Below are 16,523 nucleotides of genomic sequence, written 5' to 3' on the forward strand. Positions count from 1 at the left end.
AGGTCGACAAACACAATCGCCACCCGGCCCCGTTCGCTAAGTCATTGGCGAACGGGGCCGTTTTTTGTTGAGGTTACGATGATCCGAATTCTTGCGACCGCTTTGGCCGCGTTTGTCTTGAGCGCCGCTTCACCTGCCCTCGCCAACCCGCAGCTGGCGCTGACGCCGGGCGCGCGGGCAAATATGGAGGTGCTGGAGACGCGGCGCGTGCAATCCAGAGCTTTCGATTACGAGCATGCGGTGACGATCGCGCTGCCTGCCACCTATCGCGTTGCAGAGGATCGCACCTATCCGGTGCTCTGGGTGCTCGACGATCCGCTGATGACGCGCAATGCCATCGCGGCGGTAGATTTACTGGTCGCGGGCAACATGATGCCCGAAGTCATCGTCATCGGCGTCGGTAGCCCGTCCGAGGAAGGCCTTGCGGGTGTCGGCAGGCGGATCATGGAGTTCTCTCCGCCCGGAGACGGCTTTTCCGCACCCGGCCTCAACCGCGAAGCCTTCCGCTCGGTCGCGCCCTTGCCGCCGTACCCGCACCGCGCGCCGGACTTCCTGAACTTCCTTATAGACGAATTGCGCCCGCAACTCGCGAATGAATTCCGCTTTGCCGACGATCATATCTTGCACGGCCATTCACTCGGCGGGCTGTTCGCAGGCTACACCCTATTCGCGCGTCCCGACGCGTTCGACCGCATGATCATCGGCTCCCCTGCCATGGCCAATGTCGATGATGCGGTATTCAAGCTCGAGGAGGAATTCGCAGGCTCCAACGATACGCTCGATGTCGAGCTGTTCGTCGGCGCCGGTGGAGAGGAAGGCAATGAGTGGTTCCTCAATGCAGGCGCCATTCTGAGCGGGACGGCGCGCTTTATCGAGCGGATGAATTTGCGCGGCTACGAAGGGCTGAGCATCGAGAGCCGTATCTATAACGGCGAGAACCACTACACCGTCGCCCCGCGCATCATGAGCGACGCGTTGCGTCACTTCTATCGCGAGGAAGCCGCCGCGATCGGATCGAGCTGGCCGCAGAAACCGTAGGGTGGGGGCGCGGGCGATGTGATAAGGCTGTGGCCCATGCTGCCCACATCGAAAGCGCCCGCGTCGCCTGCCCGTTGGCCGAAGCTCGATTACGCCGCCGACAAGCCGGTCATCGAAACCTGCCACGCCTACCTCCAGGTGATCGGCAAGCTGCCCACAAGGGCGCGGGCGTGGTCCAATCACGGTTGGCAGCTGGCCCTGCGCGTGGTGCCGCGCGGCTTTCGCACCTATCCCGTGGTCGCGGGCGAGCACGAGGCCGAGGTGCTGTTCGATTGCCTGTCGAGCGAGGTGGTGGTGGATGCATCGGACGGCTCGCGCCAGACTGTCGCCATTACCGGCAGACGGTTGCGGACTTCTTCGCCGAGTTCGAGCAAGCGGTGAAGCGCGCCGGGGTCGGGTTCGACATCTCGGGCGCGCCGAATGAAGTCGAACGCGCCATCCCCTTCGCCGAAGACACGCGCGAGCGGCACTGGGACGGCGACACGATCCGCCGCATCCACGCCGCTTTTCGCAGCATCGACCGGGAGTTCGAGACCTTCCGCGGGCTCTTCGTCGGCAAGTCCAGCCCCTCGCATCTCTTCTGGGGCAGCTTCGACCTCGCCGTCACACGGTTTTCCGGCCGCGAGGCGCCGCTCCATCCCGGCGGCATTCCCAACCTCCCCGACCGCGTGACCCGCGAAGCCTACAGCCACGAGGTCGCGAGCGCGGGCTTCTGGCTCGGCGGGGGCGGGATCGAGGGGGCCTACTTCTACGCCTATGGCTATCCGACACCCGACGGGGTGAGCGATGTCGATCTAGGTATTGCGGGCGCGTACTGGCACGAGGAGCTTGGCGAGTTCGTGCTTCCCTATGCCGAAGTGTGCGCTGCGAGCGATCCGGGCGGCCTGCTGCAATCCTTCCTCCAGCGCAGTTACGAAGCCGTCGCCGAAGCGGGCGATTGGGAGCGCGAAGACCTCGAGCTGCCGGCGGTCCATTACGGCAGGCCCTACGATCTCGAGGCGTATCGCAGCGGCGCATAAGCCATCAGGCGCCCCACGATTGCGTGCCGGGCGCCGCAAGCGATGCGAATTGCGGCGAGGATAAGGGCGGCGAACAGTCCGCGCCCGGTTGGGTGCTCGCCATGTCGGTCGCGGCCTCGAGCCTTCCATTTATCAATGGCTCTATCGTCAATGTCGCGCTGCCCGCGATCCGCTCCGATCTCGGTGCGAGCGCGGCGGAGACGCAGTGGGCTGTCAATGCCTTCACTTTGCCGCTCGCTGCGTTACTGATGCTGGGAAGCGCGCTGGGCGATCGGTTCGGGAGGCGGCGCGTGCTGATGACGGGGGTGGTGATCTTCGGGATCGCCAGCCTTCTGTGTGCGACCGTTCCAACACTCGAGGCGCTGATTATCGGACGCGCGGGACAGGGCGTGGGCGGGGCGCTGCTCCTGCCTAGCAGTCTCGCGCTGCTCAACGGTGCCCATTCCGGCGAGGCGCGGGGGCGCGCGGTGGGCACATGGGCCTCGGCAGGGGCGGTGTCGGGCGCGGTAGCGCCGTTCGCAGGCGGCTGGCTTGTGGAGACCTTCGGATGGCCTTCAGTCTTCTGGCTGCTTGTGCCGATCAGTATCCTCGCCTTCGCGCTCGCCTGGTGGAAGGTCGACGAGGTGAAACGTCCCGACGATGCGGCGACCGATTATTCGGGCGCAGCCAGTGCTACCCTCGGGCTGACCGGGATCACCCTGGCGCTCACCTTCTGGAGCGCGAGCGGCGTGGGGGACTGGCGCGTTATCGCCTCTGCGCTACTGGGTATCTTAATGCTCGCGGTGTTTTTCGCGATCGAGAAGCGCAAGGGCGATGAGGCGATGATGCCGCTTGCGCTGTTCGGCGGGGCCTGCGTGGTCAGCCGCAATGTTCTGACCTTCCTCCTCTATGGAGCGCTCGGCGCAATGCTGCTCATTCTGCCCTACCTACTGATTGAGAGTAGCGGCTATTCGCCCACCATGGCGGGGCTGGTGATCATGCCCTTTCCGATCATTATCGGCTTCGGTAGCCCGCTGATGGGTGGGCTCGCCGAGCGGATCGGAGTGCGCCTGCCGCTTTCGGTGGGGCCGCTGATCGTGACCGGAGGGTTGCTCCTGGCGCTCCGGATCGGGCCGGAGACCGATTACTGGACCAGCGTCTTCCCGGCGCTTGTCGTCATCGGTGTCGGCATGGCGATTGCCGTGGCCCCGCTGACAAGCGAGGTGATGGCGGCGGTGGAGGATAGCTATGCGGGGACGGTGAGCGGGCTCAACAACGCAGACTCACGCACGGGCGGACTCATCGCGGTGGCGCTGATGGGCGGGGTGCTGTCGCTGAGCGGGCAGGCGCTGTTCGGCGGGTTTTACGGAGCGGTCTACGCTATGGCGGCTGCGGCCGCTTTGGCAGCGCTCACCGGGTGGTTCGGCCTGAAGCCGCTCGAAAAGGCCGAGCTCGCCTTCTCCTAGGAGCGCGCGTGCTTCTTTGCTATTTGCCGATCATTCCGGCACGAAAAGGAAAGTTCCGGACAGCCAGTAGATTTCCGTTTCGCCTTCCCAGTTCGAATCGGTGCCCATGAATGCCCAGAGCCGCCCCTCCTCGTCGGTCGTGACGATGGGAGCGTTGTCGGGATCGGTCGACAGCTCCTTTTCCTGAAACGGGCCGAAGCCGCCGCAGGTGCCGCCGGGGATCACCTGTTCGATGATGCCGATCGAGAACGGGCTGCCATCGTCGGCATTCTGGGTGCCGTGCTCGAAATTGGGCACAAGAAGACCCGCATTGCCCGGATCGGTGGAAACCTCCAACATCGGCTCAACCGGCGAAGCGCCCGCCTGAATGACCACGCCGCCCGGAGACCCTCCGGCACCGACGCATCCTGGGGGAACGTTGGCGGCGAAGCGCACCGTCGCCTCGACCCGATATTCCTGAAGCGGGATCAGCCCGTCGATCGGTTTCCAGAGAAACATGAAAACGTCGTCGGAGCGATTGACCGAGAACATGCGGAAGCCTTGCACGCCGAGGCCGGGAACGGTCTCGATCCCGGCGTCGAACTCGTAAATGTCGAGGTCTGCGTCTTCGGGATATTCGGAGAAAACCGGTGTAAAACCGTCCTCTCCCTGCGAAAAATCGAAATCCAGCTCCGCGGTGATGGGGCTCGGGCTGGGCGTGGGACTGGGCGTCGGTGTCGAGGTTGGGGAAGGAGTTGGAGCCGGGCCTACGATCGGCGGCGGCCTGGTCTCGTCGCTTCCGCAGCCGCCGAGAGCGACCGTGGCCGCTGCGAGGAGAAAAATATGCGTGCGCATTAATGCCGACCCTCCCGCATGGGAGAAAGCCATCCGCCCGCTGAACGCTGAATTAACACGTCCTGTCAGGCTCTAACACAAACCGCTGATCCATAGACCTTTTCGTCTATCTTTCGTCAGCTGTGCGCAGCGATGAATTCCTCGACGACCGGGGCCACTTTCGTCCGCCAGCGGCTGCCGTTGAAGATGCCGTAATGGCCAGCGCCTTCGGCCATGTAATATTTCTTCTTGTCCCTCGGCAGATTTGGCGTGAGCTTCAGCGCCGCCTTGGTCTGGCCGAGCCCGGAAATGTCGTCCCGTTCGCCCTCGATCGCGAGCAGGGCGGTGTGGGTGATACCGGACAGGTCCACGACCTCGCCCTTGTGCTCGAAGGTGCCGTTGGGGATCGAGTGCTTCTGGAACACCTCCTCCACCGTCTGCAGATAGAATTCCGCCGTCATGTCGCACACGGCGCGATATTCGTCGTAGAAATCCTTGGTCGCCTGCGCGCTTTCCTCGTCGCCCGCGCTCAGATGTTTGAACATCTCGTAATGGCTCATCATGTGGCTTTGCAGGTTCATGCTCATGAAGGCATTCAATTGCATAAAGCCGGGATAGACCTTCCGCCCCGCGCCGCGATATTGGATCGGGACCGTCGCGATCACCGAATTGCGGAACCACGAGATCGGGCGCGTCATCGCATGATCGTTGACCGTGGTCGGGCTTTCGCGCGTGTCGATCGGGCCGCCCATCATGGTGAGCGTGTCGGGGCTGGCAGGTGATTTGCGCTGGTTGAGAAGCGAGGTTGCCGCAAAGGCGGGGACCGAAGGCTGGCACACCGCCATCATGTGCGGGCGGCTCGCCTTGCCGCGCTCGCTGCCCGATTGCGCAGCGATATATTCGAGAAATTCGATCAGATAATCGATGTAGTCGTCGAGGTCGAAATGCCCCTCATGCACCGGCACCGTCTTCGCATCGGCCCAATCGGTGATGTAGACCTCGCAGCTTTCGAGCATGCGTGCGACCGTGCCGCGAAGGAGCGTTGCGAAGTGCCCGCTCATCGGCGCGACGATCAGCAGCTTGGGTCGCCGGGCGGTCGCTTCGCCGTCGACGATGTCGATCCCTTCGACGCGGAAGCGCTTGAGATCGCCGAAGGGGCGGTTGAGAACCGTGGATTCAATTACAGAGTGTATCGCCCCATCAACTGTGGCCTCGGTGATATTGAAAGCAGGCTTCCCGTAAGGCGCGGTCGCATGGGCGAGGACGTCGAAGGCATTGGCGGCCATCGGGCCAAGGCCCACGCGGCTCCATGGATTGGCCGGATGGGCGAGCAATTCGGAGCTCAGCGAGGCAACGGTGCTCACCGAATTGAGCCAGCTGCGCTGGAGTTCATAGGCCTTGTAAAGCATGTCTGCCCCGTTTCTGCGTTTGGCGTGCGACCCCACACGCGGCGTCTGCAATTGCCCTCGATCATGGACGGCTTTGCCCCATTGTGCAACGCACAAAGCCTGACGGGAGCTCCTGCCCCCGGCGCACGCGCAATTTTTGCACGTGAAATTTGCCGGGCCAGCGACTAGGTCTTTGCCGCTATGGACGGGGCAGCGAATAGTGATGCGACAAAGCTTCGCGCGGCGGATGCGGGCGCCGAAGCGACACAAGACGAGCCGAAGTCGCGCAAATCGCGCTCGCTCGCGCCGCTGCGCATGGTCTATCGCGAGGCCGGCAAATATCCCGCGCAGATCGGTTGGGCGCTGCTCGCGCTGTTGACGACCGCGGCGGCGACGCTGGCGATCCCTTGGCGCTTCAAGGTGATTATCGACGAGGCGTTCGGCGGCGGGGCGAGCGCCGAGGATATCGGCCACGCCTTTCAATATCTGCTGATGATCGTCGTCATCCTCGGCATCGGGACGGCGATGCGTTTCTATTTCGTCAGCTGGATCGGCGAGCGCGTGGTCGCCGATATCCGGCTGAAGGTGCAGCGCAACCTGATGCGCCTCTCGCCCGGTTTCTACGAGGAAAACAGTCCCAAGGAAATCTCCAGCCGGATGACCTCGGACACAGCGATCATCGAAACGGTGGTGGGAACGACCGTCTCGATCGCCTTGCGCAACACGCTGACCGCGATCGGGGGCACGCTGCTGCTGCTCTATCTGGCGCCCACCCTTACGATGGGGCTGCTTCTCGGCATCCCGCTGGTGCTCGCCCCGATCGTCTTTTTCGGGCGCAAGATCCGCAGCGTGTCGCGCTCCAACCAGGACCGCGTGGCCGATGTCGGCGCCTATGTCACCGAAGTGCTCTCGGCGATGAAGGTGGTGCAGAGCTTCGGGCAGGAGCGGCGCGAGGGCGACCGGTTCGGTGCGGTGGTAGAGCGCACCTTCGACACCGCGCGTCGGCGCATCGTGCTGCGCGCGGCGATGACTTCGATCGTCATCCTGCTGATCTTCGGCGGGATCACGCTGGTCATGTGGCGCGGCGCGCTGGCGGTGGCGGACGGGACGATCAGCGGCGGAACCATCGCCGCTTTCGTCATCACCGGCGGGCTGGTCGCCGGATCGTTTGGCTCGCTGACCGAGGTTTACGGCGATCTGCTGCGCGGCGCTGGCGCGGCGAGCCGGCTGGCCGAACTGCTCGAAGCGCGGCCCGCCATCGCGCCCCCGGCCCGGCCCGAGAAATTGCCCGAACCGCCGCGCGGCAGCCTATCCTTTCGCAACGTCACCTTCCGCTATCCGGCGCGGCCCGAAGTGCCTGCGCTCAGGGATTTCAGCCTCGAGATCGAGCCGGGCGAAACCGTCGCCATCGTCGGCCCTTCGGGCGCGGGCAAATCGACGATTTTTCAGCTGATGGAGCGCTTCTACGATCCGCAGGTCGGCACCATTCGCCTCGACGGCGTGCCGCTGACCAAGGCGGACCCCGCCAATATCCGCGATCGGCTCGCCTTCGTGCCGCAGGACGGCGTGCTCTTCAGCGCCGATGCGCGCGACAATCTGCGATACGGCAAATGGGATGCGAGCGACGAGGAAATCTGGGAGGCGGCGCGCGCAGCTAATGCTGAAGGCTTTCTGAAGGCGCTGCCCCGCGGGCTCGACACCTATCTGGGCGAAGGCGGCACGCAGCTTTCCGGCGGGCAGCAACAGCGCATCGCGATTGCCCGCGCGCTGCTGCGCGATGCCCCGATCCTGTTGCTCGACGAGGCCACGAGCGCACTGGACGCGGAAAGCGAGCAGCTGGTGCAGCAGGCGCTCGAGGAGTTGATGAAGGACCGCACCACGCTGGTCATCGCGCACAGGCTCGCCACTGTACGCGCGGCGGACCGGATCGTGGTGCTCGAAGACGGCGCGATCGTCGAACAGGGCACCCACGCCGAACTCACCGCCGCCGCCGGCCTCTATGCCCGCCTCGCCACGCTGCAATTCGCAGCCGAAGCGGCCTAGGGCGTAGGCATTTTTTCGACGAAGCGCATTTGCCGGGCGACAGATGACACCCTTCCAGCGCCGCCACGGCTAAGCCACTCATCGCACAAGACAAATATAAGGGACCGACGCCATATGATCCGCACAACCACGCTCCTGCTCGCAGGAACCGCCGCACTCGCTCTTTCCGGCGCCGCTGCCGCCCATGAAACCCACGGCCTGCCGGGCGACGAGATCGGCAAGCTCGAAGCGCATGAGGAGATGGGCGGCGACGAAAACTCAGCACCGACGATGGACTTCGGCAGCTGGGGCGTCGGGCTCGATACGATCGACGCAGAAGTCGATCCGGGCGACGACTTCAACGCCTATGTCAACGGCAAGTGGATCGCGGCGAACGAGATCCCCGCCGACCGCCAGCGTTACGGCGCGTTCGACATGCTGCGCGAAGGCGCGACGCAGGACGTACGCAAGCTCGTCGAGGACCTGGTCGCCTCCGATCCGGCTCCGGGCACCCAGGCGCGCCGGATCGTCGATGCCTACAACTCCTTCATGGACGTGCGCGCGATCGACGCTTCCGGCCTTGCGCCCGCCCAGCCTTACCTGTCGCAGATCATGGGTGCACAGGACCTGGCCGCGCTCATGCGCGTCGGCAATCAGTCCGCTTTCCCCGCATTGGTCAGCGCCGGCGTCACCATCGATGCCCGCAACCCGACCGACTATGCCGTAGGCATTAATTTCGACGGCATGGGCCTTCCTGACCGCGACTATTACCTCGTCGATTCCGAGAGCAATCTGGAGATCCGCGAGAAGTACAAGGACTATCTGACGACGGTGCTGACGGCTGCGGGCTATTCCGATGCGCGCGGCGCGGCCGAGGCAGTCTACGCCTTCGAGACGAAGGTCGCGGAGCTTGAATGGGCGCGCCAGATCCTGCGCATGCCGCAGCTCACCTATAACGAACTGACGCCCGAAGACCTTGCCGAAATGGCGGGCGACTTCCCGATCGACGCCGTACTCGAAGGTGCGCAGCTCACCGGGCAGACGCGCTTCCTCGTGCGCCAACTGCCGCCGACCCAGGAAGAGATCGAAGCGCTCGGCATCACGCCGGCACAGCTCGAAATGATCGGCGGCGGCCTGCCAGCGATGATGGAGCTTCTGACCGATACCTCGCTGCCGACGCTCAAGGCCTATATGGCAAAGTCGATGCTGCGCGGCCTCGCACCGCTGCTGTCAAGCGATCTCGATGAAGCCACTTTCGATTTTTACGGCCGCACGATCAATGGTCAGGAAGAGCAGCAGGAGCGCTGGAAGCGCGGCATTTCCGCGGTCGAACAGGCATTGGGCGAACAACTCGGCGCGCTTTACGTGGCCGAATATTTCCCGCCCGAATCGAAGGCGCGGATGGACGAGCTGGTCGCAAATCTCACCAGGAGCATGAACGAAGCGCTCGACCGCAACGAATGGATGACCGAGGCGACCATCGCCGAAGCGCGCACCAAGCTCGAAGGCTTCGTGCCGATGATCGGCTATCCGGATGAGTTCAAGACCTATGATGGGATGGCAATCCGCGCCGATGATCCGGTCGCGAACGCTGTTTCGGCGGCGAAATGGTGGGACGAGGAAATGCGCTCGCGCCTCGGCACCAAGGTCGACCCGAGCGAATGGGGCATGACGCCGCAGACGGTGAACGCCTATTATTCGCCGCTTACCAACCGCATCGTCTTCCCCGCCGCGATCCTCCAGCCGCCTTTTTTCAATGCGAATGCCGATCCGGCGGTCAATTATGGCGGTATCGGCGCGGTGATCGGGCACGAGATCGGCCACGGTTATGACGATCAGGGCTCGCAATTCGATTCGACCGGCACGCTTCGCAATTGGTGGCAGGCCGAGGACCGCGAAGGCTTCGAGCAATTCACCAGCAAGATGGGCGAGTTCATCGAGGCCTATTGCCCGGTCGACAGCCCCGAAGGTCCCGTCTGTCTGCGCGCCGGCCAGTCGATGGGTGAGACTTTAGGCGACGTCGTCGGTCTGCAGATGGCCTACCGCGCCTACAAGATGAGCCTCAATGGCGAAGAGGCGCCGGTGATCGACGGCCTGACCGGCGACCAGCGCTTCTTCCTGGGCTTCGCGCAGATCTGGCGCGGAATGGAGCGCGAGGAGAGCCTGCGCAACCGCGTCATGACCGCGAACCACCCGCCGGGCGAATTCCGCCTCAACAATGCGGTGCGCCATCTCGATGCGTGGTACGAGGCGTTCAATGTGACGCCGGACGACGAGCTGTATCTGCCGCCCGAGGATCGCATCTCGATCTGGTAGGGGGTTTTCTCAAATCCTGTCTCTCCCGCGAAAGCGGGAACCCAGGGCGATGCAGCGCGACTTGGCCCTGGGTCCCCGCTCGCCGCGCGCGGCGGTTTATCCTGAGCCCTGTCGAAGGGCGGGGATGACATGGAAAGATGCCATCACACCCACGCTTGACACTCGCCGCGCGCCCGCCAAAGGCGCGTGGCGATGACTTTCCTCCAGCTTCTCATCATCGCCATCGTCCAAGGGATCACGGAGTTCCTGCCGATCTCCTCGTCGGGGCATCTGATCCTGATTCCCTATCTGACCGACTTCCCTGATCAGGGGCCGCTGATCGACGTCGCGGTCCATGTCGGTTCGCTGCTCGCGATCATCGTCTATTTCTTCAAGGACGTGCTGGTCCTCGCGCGTGGCGGCTTCGCCAGTATCGGGGTGGGCGCCGACAGACCCGGCGCGCCCGCAGAGCGGCGGTTGTTCTGGTGGATCGTGCTCGGCACCATTCCGGCGGTCGTCTTCGGCCTCGCGATCAAGCTCGGCGCGTTCAACAATGTGGCTGAGACATGGTTCGGGATCACGGTGGTCGACGATGACCTCATGTCCTCGATCCGCTTCACCGATCTCATCGCCTTCAACCTCATCTTCTACGGCATTCTGCTGGGCCTCGCCGACTGGATCGGGCGCGAGACCAAGGTGTTCGAGGACATGACCTGGCGCGACGGCTTGCTGGTCGGCCTTGCCCAGGCGCTGGCCATCATTCCGGGGACGAGCCGTTCGGGCGTCACCATGACGATGGCCCGCTTCCTTGGCTATCAGCGGGTCGAGGCGGCGCGCTTCTCCTTCCTGCTTTCGATCCCCGCGGTGGCGGGCGCGGGCGTGCTGATCGTGCCGGAGATTTTCGAGGCGGGCACCGCGCTCGCCTGGGACGCGCTGGTGGCGGGCGTGCTGACCTTCATCGCGGCATTCGCAACGATGGCCTTCCTCATGAACTTCCTCAAACGCGCCTCGATGTCGGTATTCGTGCTCTACAGGGTGGCGATGGGCATAGGCTTGTTCTATTTCTTCTAGGCAATGGCGCTCTTCCTCCTCCTCATCATCGGCGGCCTCACCGGATGGTTCGGCTCCATTGCGCTGCGCGTCGAGGCAGCGGGGGCGATCCTGAAGATGATGGGCGTCGGCATGGCGACCGCGCTCGTCGCCGGGCTGATCGCCAATGGCGGGACGTTCCTGGGTTCGCTCAGCTGGCTTGCGGCGGGCATTGGCCTTGTCGCGGCGATCGCCGCCGTCATCGGCGCCTACGTCTTTCTGACCCGCGACATAGCGGTCTGATTCAGGGGTGGCCTGAGAACGCGCTAGATCGGCGCCGCCCCGCTGCCGCGCCCACCGCGCAGGTGATATTCCTGCGTGCCGCGCTGCACGACGTGATCGACGTCGATGATCGCCGAATTGGCATAGGTGAAGCCGGGGGCGAGGCTACGATAGAGCTTGTCGAAATCGCGCGTCACCGTCTGGCGGTAGAGATCCTCGAAGCTCTCGATCACGAAATAGGTCGGCTGCAGGTCGCTGATGACGTAATCGGTGCGCATCACCCGGTCGACATTGAGCATGATACGGTTGGGGCTTTCGGCCTCGACCGCGAATTTCGCTTCCGTAGGACCGGAGAGGATGCCGGCGCCGTATGCGCGGATGCCGTCCGCTTCCTCTATCAGGCCGAACTCGACCGTGTACCAATAGAGCGCGCCCAACGCCTTCAACCGGTTGTAGCGCATCGCCTTCCATCCGGCGCGGCCATATTCCTGCATGTAATCGGCGAAGGTCGGATCGGTCAGCATCGGGACATGGCCGAAGACGTCGTGAAAGACGTCGGGTTCCTGGATGTAGTCGAAGGTTTCGCGCGTGCGGATGAAATTGCCCGCGGGGAAGCGGCGATTGGCGAGGTGCCAGAAGAAGACGTGATCGGGTATCAGCATGGGCACGGGCACGACGCTCCATCCGGTGAGCTTGCGCAGTTCCTCGGACATCGCGCCGAATTCGGGCACGCCGCCCCGGCCTAAATCCAGCTTCTCGAGGCCATCCATGAAAGCGCTCGCGGCGCGGCCCGGCAGCACTTCCATCTGGCGCGCGAACAGATCGTCCCAGACCTTGTGATCCTCGCTCCTATAATCGGTCTGCTTCGGCTCCAGCCAATCCTCACCGACATGGTCGGGGCGCTTCAAAGGCGCGGTGAAAACGTCGCCGGGCAGATCGGGCAGGTGGCTGAAATCCTGTTCGGGTTGTGCAAGTGTCGCCATAATACGGACGAAGATAGGCGCAGCTGCGTCAAACGCCAAATGCGAAGGAGGGACCGCGCATGAAGGGCAAACAATACAAGGCCGCGCTCGAACCCATGACGCAGGAACTGGTGGCGATGGCGCGGTGGGCCCGTGTGACCGGGCAACGCATCGTCGTGCTGTTCGAAGGGCGCGACACGGCGGGCAAGGGCGGTGCAATCCGCGCGGTGCGCGACAAGCTGAACCCGCGGCAATGCCGCACGGTGGCGCTGGGCAAGCCGAGTGAAGCCGAGCGCACGCAGTGGTATTTCCAACGCTACGTCGCGCATCTGCCGAGCGCGGGAGAAATTGTGCTGTTCGATCGCAGCTGGTATAATCGCGCCGGGGTCGAGCGAGTGATGGGCTATGCCACCGAGGCGCAGGTGCAAGCGTTTCTTGCGGCCGCGCCGCGCTTCGAGCGGATGCTCGTCGAAGACGGCATCCTGCTGTTCAAATACTGGCTGACGACCGATCAGGCGCAGCAGGAGGAGCGGCTGAGGGAACGGCTGGAAGATCCGCTCAAGCGCTGGAAATTGTCGCCGGTCGATCTCGCGGCCCGCGGGAAATACGATGCCTACACCCACGCGCGCGAGGCGATGCTGGCGGCGACTCACACCGATCATGCGCCCTGGACACTGGTCGATTTCAACGATCAAAAGCAAGGGCGGCTAACGCTGATCCGCGATCTGCTCGACCGGCTACCCGATACGCATTGCGAGCCGCCGCCCATCGACTTTCCCGAACTGGAGCGCGAACCGGCGCGCGAGCAATATGGGCTGGTCGAACCGATCACCCCCTATCAGCAAGCCTAGCGGCGGACGGCTTGCTCTCGCTTGACGGGCAACCCGCTGCGATATAAATATGATATCGTATTTATATCGCAACGCAGGAGCCGCCCGACATGTCCGACCTCCCCTCCGCCCCCATGCCGTCCACCGGCAGCGACGCGGGCGCGCCGCGCACGCCCAGCCGGGAAACGGGCGCCAACACCTATAATGGCTATGTCCTGCTGATCGTCCTGTTGGCGACGCTCGCCGTGCCGGGCGCGCTCGCTCTGGCCTTCCCCGAACCGGGCGTCGTCTTGCCGAGCCTGATCGCCGGCGCGATCGGCTTCACCTTCGTCATCTGCGGCTTCTTCATGATCCAGCCGAACCAGTCTGCGGTCATCACCCTGTTCGGCGAATATCGCGGCACCGTCCGGCGCGAGGGGCTGCACTGGGTCTGGCCATGGATGATGCGCAACAAGGTTTCCGTGCGCGCGATCAACATCCATTCCGACAAGGTCAAGATCAACGATCTGCGCGGCAACCCGATCGAGGTAGCGTGCAATGTCGTGTGGCGTGTAAAGGATACGGCGCAGGCGGTGTTCGACGTCGACGATTACAAGGAATTCGTGAACATCCAGATCGAGGCGGGCCTGCGCACGGTCGGCGCCCGCCATCCTTATGACGACATGTCGGACGAGGACGAGACGACCCTGCGCGGCAGCGCCGATGTGGTCAGCCGCGAACTGCGCGTCGAACTCAACGAACGGCTCGAGGTGGCTGGGATCGAGGTCGACGAAGCCGGTCTCACCCACCTCGCCTATGCGTCCGAGATCGCCGGCGCGATGCTGCGCCGCCAGCAGGCCGATGCGGTTATCGCCGCGCGGCAGAAGGTCGTGCTGGGCGCGGTGTCGATGGTCGAGGACGCACTGCAAAAACTCTCGCGCGACAATATAATCGAGCTCGACGAGGAGCGCAAGGCGGCGATGGTCTCGAACCTGCTGGTGGTGCTGTGCGGCGACCGCGAGGCCCATCCGGTCGTCAACACCGGCACGCTCTACCAGTAACCCGGCACGCGCGAGGAGGCAGCCATGGCTGCACCCAAAAAGAAGGCCTTTGCCTTGCGGCTCGACCCGGCGGTTCACGCCGCGGTCGAGCGGCTGGCAGGCGCGGAGCTCCGCTCGGCCAACGCGCAGATCGAGATGTTGCTGCGCGAAGCGCTGGAGCGGCGGGGGATCGAAGTGGGACGGACGAAACCACCGAGACGCGGGCGGCCGCCTGCCGATGGGGACTAGGCGGCCTTTGCGGCCATCACCTGCCGTCCGTCCGACGCAAACGCGCCGAGTTCATAACCCTCGCCGGCGTCGCGCATGGCCAGGAACAGGAGATCGCCTGCAATCGCTGGCGACACACCGCGAAACTCGAAATGTTGCAGCTTGTTCTCGCCGAGCTCGCTTGCCGCAAGTTGCAGAAGCAAGCTCGCGATCAGCGGGCCGTGGACAACGAGCCCGCGATACCGTTCTTCCCCGCGCGCATAGGGCGCATCGTAATGGATGCGGTGCGCGTTGAATGTCAGCGCCGAATAGCGAAAGAGAAGCCGTGTATCCGGCGTGAGCGCGCGAACCGTGTCCCACACGCTTTTGTCGAACCGCTCCTTGCCAGGCTCCGGCGGGGAAAGCGGTGCATCGGGCACGGCGGCCTCGCGATAGACCAGCGTCTGAGTTTCGCGCACCGAAAGCGTGCCATTGGCTTTGGTCTCGTGCTCTATTTCGACGAAGGCGAGCGAGCCGCTGCTCCCGGTCTTCTCGGTGATCGACGCAATGCGACTGGTGCGCTGGATGACCGCACCTGTGACGATTGGTGCGATAAAGTCGATCGCGCTCGACGCCCACATGCGACGCGGCAGGGGGATGGGCGGAAGGAAGCTGTCCTCGCTTTCATCGCGCTGCGGATGTCCGTCCCTGCCCAGCTTCGCTGTCGGCGCTTCGGGTGTACAAAGTGCGAAATGAATGCCCTGCGGCATGATTGCCGGATGCGGCATCGGCAGGTCGAAGGTCCCAAGCCAGCGTTCGGCGAGGCTCTCATCGAGCCGGTCGGAGCACCGGTCCTCGCGCCCGATCCAGGCGTCCCAATCGCTCAAACCGCGCGCTCGAACACGGCTGCGATGCCCTGTCCGCCGCCGATACACATGGTTTCGAGGCAATAGCGCGCTTCGCGGCGGTGCATTTCGGCCGCCATGTCGGCGAGGATTCGCCCGCCGGTGGCGCCGATGGGGTGGCCTAACGAAATGCCCGAACCGTTGACGTTGAGCATATCGCGGCGGCTGTCGTCTTCGGACCAGCCCCAGCCCTTAAGAACAGCGAGCACTTGCGGTGCGAAAGCCTCGTTGAGTTCGACGAGATCGATCTGATCCCAGTCGTACCCGCGCCGCTCGAACAGGCGCTCCACGGCGGGGACCGGGCCGATCCCCATGCGCGATGGATCGCAGCCTGCCGCTGCCCAACCACCGAACCAGAGCGACGGCGTAAGATCCAATTCGTCCAGCTTGTCCTCTGCTACCACCAGGCACGCCGCGGCCGCATCGTTCTGCTGGCTGGCATTGCCTGCGGTGACGATGGCATCGGGATCGCGCTTCTGATCGATGGGGTGCAGGTTGCCCAGCGTTTCCATCGAGGCGTCGGCGCGGAAACCCTCGTCGCGTTCGAACAGGACCGGGTCGCCGCGCCGTTGCGGGACCTCGACCGGCACAAGATGATCGTCGAACCTGCCCGCTTCCCAGGCCGCCGCGGCGTTCTGATGCGAGCGAACCGCATAGGCATCGGCCTCCTCGCGGCTAATTTCGTAATCCTTGGCGAGGTTCTCGGCCGTCTCGATCATCCCGGTGATGATCCCGAAGCGCTCGATTGGTTGGCTCATGACCCGCCCGCGCGACAGGCGATCGTGGAGCGTGATGTCGCCCATCCGTGCGCCGCCGCGTCCTTGCAGGGTGTAATGCTCGACATTGGACATGCTCTCGCATCCGCCAGCGACAACAACATCCGCCATGCCGGTTTCGACCATCATCGCGGCGTTGGCGACCGCCTGAAGGCCCGAACCGCAGCGCCGGTCGAGCTGGTAGCCGGGCACTTCGAGCGGCAGCCCTGCCGCAAGCCACGACCAGTGCCCGATGGCGGGCGCTTCGGCATTGCCGTAGCCTTGCGAGAACACGACATCATCGACACGCTCAGGGTCGATGCCGCTGCGCTTGACCAGCGCTTTGAGGATGATCGCGCCGAGTTCGCCCGCGTTGAGGCTCGACAGCCCGCCGAGGAACTTGCCCACGGGCGTGCGCAGGGGCGATACGATGGCGGCTCTTCTGGTCATGCCCGTTCCTTAGCGGTTGTATACTTTGTCTTTGTCGCTGAGCGCGACGGTGCCTGCATCGATG

General features: G+C 64.2%; 14 protein-coding genes and 1 pseudogene. 10 read left to right on the top strand and 5 right to left on the bottom strand.

Going from position 1 to position 16,523, the window contains the following annotated elements; translation table 11 throughout:
• Window positions 1–117 precede the first annotated feature (117 nt).
• The 3 genes and pseudogenes from V2I30_RS03525 to V2I30_RS03535 all read left to right on the top strand — a co-directional run bounded on the left by V2I30_RS03525 (window position 118) and on the right by V2I30_RS03535 (window position 3,502).
• Window positions 118–1,038: an alpha/beta hydrolase gene (locus V2I30_RS03525; RefSeq protein ID WP_330660690.1), complete on the top strand. Its 921-nt coding sequence runs from the start codon at window positions 118–120 to the stop codon at window positions 1,036–1,038.
• A gap of 36 nt (window positions 1,039–1,074) precedes the next feature.
• Window positions 1,075–2,057 (top strand): annotated as a pseudogene (locus V2I30_RS03530) (DUF5996 family protein).
• A 23-nt stretch (window positions 2,058–2,080) separates the two neighbouring features.
• Window positions 2,081–3,502: an MFS transporter gene (locus V2I30_RS03535; protein ID WP_330660691.1), complete on the top strand. Its 1,422-nt coding sequence runs from the start codon at window positions 2,081–2,083 to the stop codon at window positions 3,500–3,502.
• Window positions 3,503–3,532: 30 nt separating this feature from the next.
• Here the strand turns inward: V2I30_RS03535 and V2I30_RS03540 are convergent, their stop codons facing one another.
• Together V2I30_RS03540 and V2I30_RS03545 are read right to left on the bottom strand one after the other, a co-directional pair.
• Entirely contained in the window at window positions 3,533–4,336 is an 804-nt protein-coding gene (locus V2I30_RS03540; protein WP_330660692.1) for a hypothetical protein, read from the bottom strand.
• 116 nt (window positions 4,337–4,452) lie between these two features.
• Window positions 4,453–5,724 (bottom strand): polyhydroxyalkanoate depolymerase, encoded by a 1,272-nt coding sequence (locus V2I30_RS03545; RefSeq protein ID WP_330660693.1) that lies wholly within the window; start codon window positions 5,722–5,724, stop codon window positions 4,453–4,455.
• Window positions 5,725–5,904: 180 nt separating this feature from the next.
• Here V2I30_RS03545 and V2I30_RS03550 point away from each other — a divergent pair, with 180 nt between their 5' ends.
• The 4 genes from V2I30_RS03550 (at window position 5,905) to V2I30_RS03565 (ending at window position 11,352) form a co-directional block, all read left to right on the top strand.
• Window positions 5,905–7,746 (top strand): ABC transporter transmembrane domain-containing protein, encoded by a 1,842-nt coding sequence (locus V2I30_RS03550; RefSeq protein ID WP_330660694.1) that lies wholly within the window; start codon window positions 5,905–5,907, stop codon window positions 7,744–7,746.
• Between the two features lie 114 nt (window positions 7,747–7,860).
• Window positions 7,861–10,041 carry a M13 family metallopeptidase gene (locus V2I30_RS03555; protein WP_330660695.1) on the top strand — a complete coding sequence of 727 codons (2,181 nt, stop codon included), beginning with the start codon at window positions 7,861–7,863 and terminating at the stop codon, window positions 10,039–10,041.
• A 192-nt stretch (window positions 10,042–10,233) separates the two neighbouring features.
• On the top strand, window positions 10,234–11,091 hold the full coding sequence (locus V2I30_RS03560) for an undecaprenyl-diphosphate phosphatase (RefSeq protein WP_330660696.1): 858 nt from the start codon (window positions 10,234–10,236) through the stop codon (window positions 11,089–11,091).
• 3 nt (window positions 11,092–11,094) lie between these two features.
• Window positions 11,095–11,352: a hypothetical protein gene (locus V2I30_RS03565; protein ID WP_330660698.1), complete on the top strand. Its 258-nt coding sequence runs from the start codon at window positions 11,095–11,097 to the stop codon at window positions 11,350–11,352.
• Between the two features lie 23 nt (window positions 11,353–11,375).
• Here V2I30_RS03565 and phhA read toward each other — a convergent pair whose 3' ends face one another.
• A complete protein-coding gene (gene phhA / locus V2I30_RS03570) occupies window positions 11,376–12,314 on the bottom strand; it encodes a phenylalanine 4-monooxygenase (RefSeq protein ID WP_330660699.1) in 939 nt (312 codons plus the stop codon).
• A 59-nt stretch (window positions 12,315–12,373) separates the two neighbouring features.
• Between phhA and ppk2 the strand changes: the two genes are divergently transcribed.
• The 3 genes from ppk2 to V2I30_RS03585 all read left to right on the top strand — a co-directional run bounded on the left by ppk2 (window position 12,374) and on the right by V2I30_RS03585 (window position 14,391).
• Complete coding sequence (ppk2, locus tag V2I30_RS03575; protein ID WP_330660700.1) at window positions 12,374–13,144, top strand: polyphosphate kinase 2; 771 nt, start codon at window positions 12,374–12,376, stop codon at window positions 13,142–13,144.
• Between the two features lie 89 nt (window positions 13,145–13,233).
• Window positions 13,234–14,163, top strand: coding sequence for an SPFH domain-containing protein (locus tag V2I30_RS03580; RefSeq protein ID WP_442896898.1), 930 nt, complete (start codon window positions 13,234–13,236; stop codon window positions 14,161–14,163).
• A gap of 24 nt (window positions 14,164–14,187) precedes the next feature.
• The gene (locus V2I30_RS03585; protein ID WP_330660701.1) at window positions 14,188–14,391 is read left to right on the top strand and encodes a toxin-antitoxin system HicB family antitoxin; all 204 of its coding nucleotides are present in this window, start codon (window positions 14,188–14,190) and stop codon (window positions 14,389–14,391) included.
• Here the strand turns inward: V2I30_RS03585 and V2I30_RS03590 are convergent.
• Window positions 14,388–15,236, bottom strand: a complete 849-nt coding sequence (locus V2I30_RS03590; protein ID WP_330660702.1) for an FAS1-like dehydratase domain-containing protein — start codon at window positions 15,234–15,236, stop codon at window positions 14,388–14,390. The two genes, V2I30_RS03585 and V2I30_RS03590, sit on opposite strands and share 4 nt — an antisense overlap.
• Window positions 15,233–16,459 (bottom strand): acetyl-CoA C-acetyltransferase, encoded by a 1,227-nt coding sequence (locus V2I30_RS03595; protein WP_330660703.1) that lies wholly within the window; start codon window positions 16,457–16,459, stop codon window positions 15,233–15,235. Before V2I30_RS03595 ends, V2I30_RS03590 begins: the two co-directional genes overlap by 4 nt.
• Window positions 16,460–16,523 lie beyond the last annotated feature (64 nt).

Source organism: Erythrobacter sp., from assembly GCF_036351135.1.
GTDB lineage: Bacteria > Pseudomonadota > Alphaproteobacteria > Sphingomonadales > Sphingomonadaceae > Erythrobacter.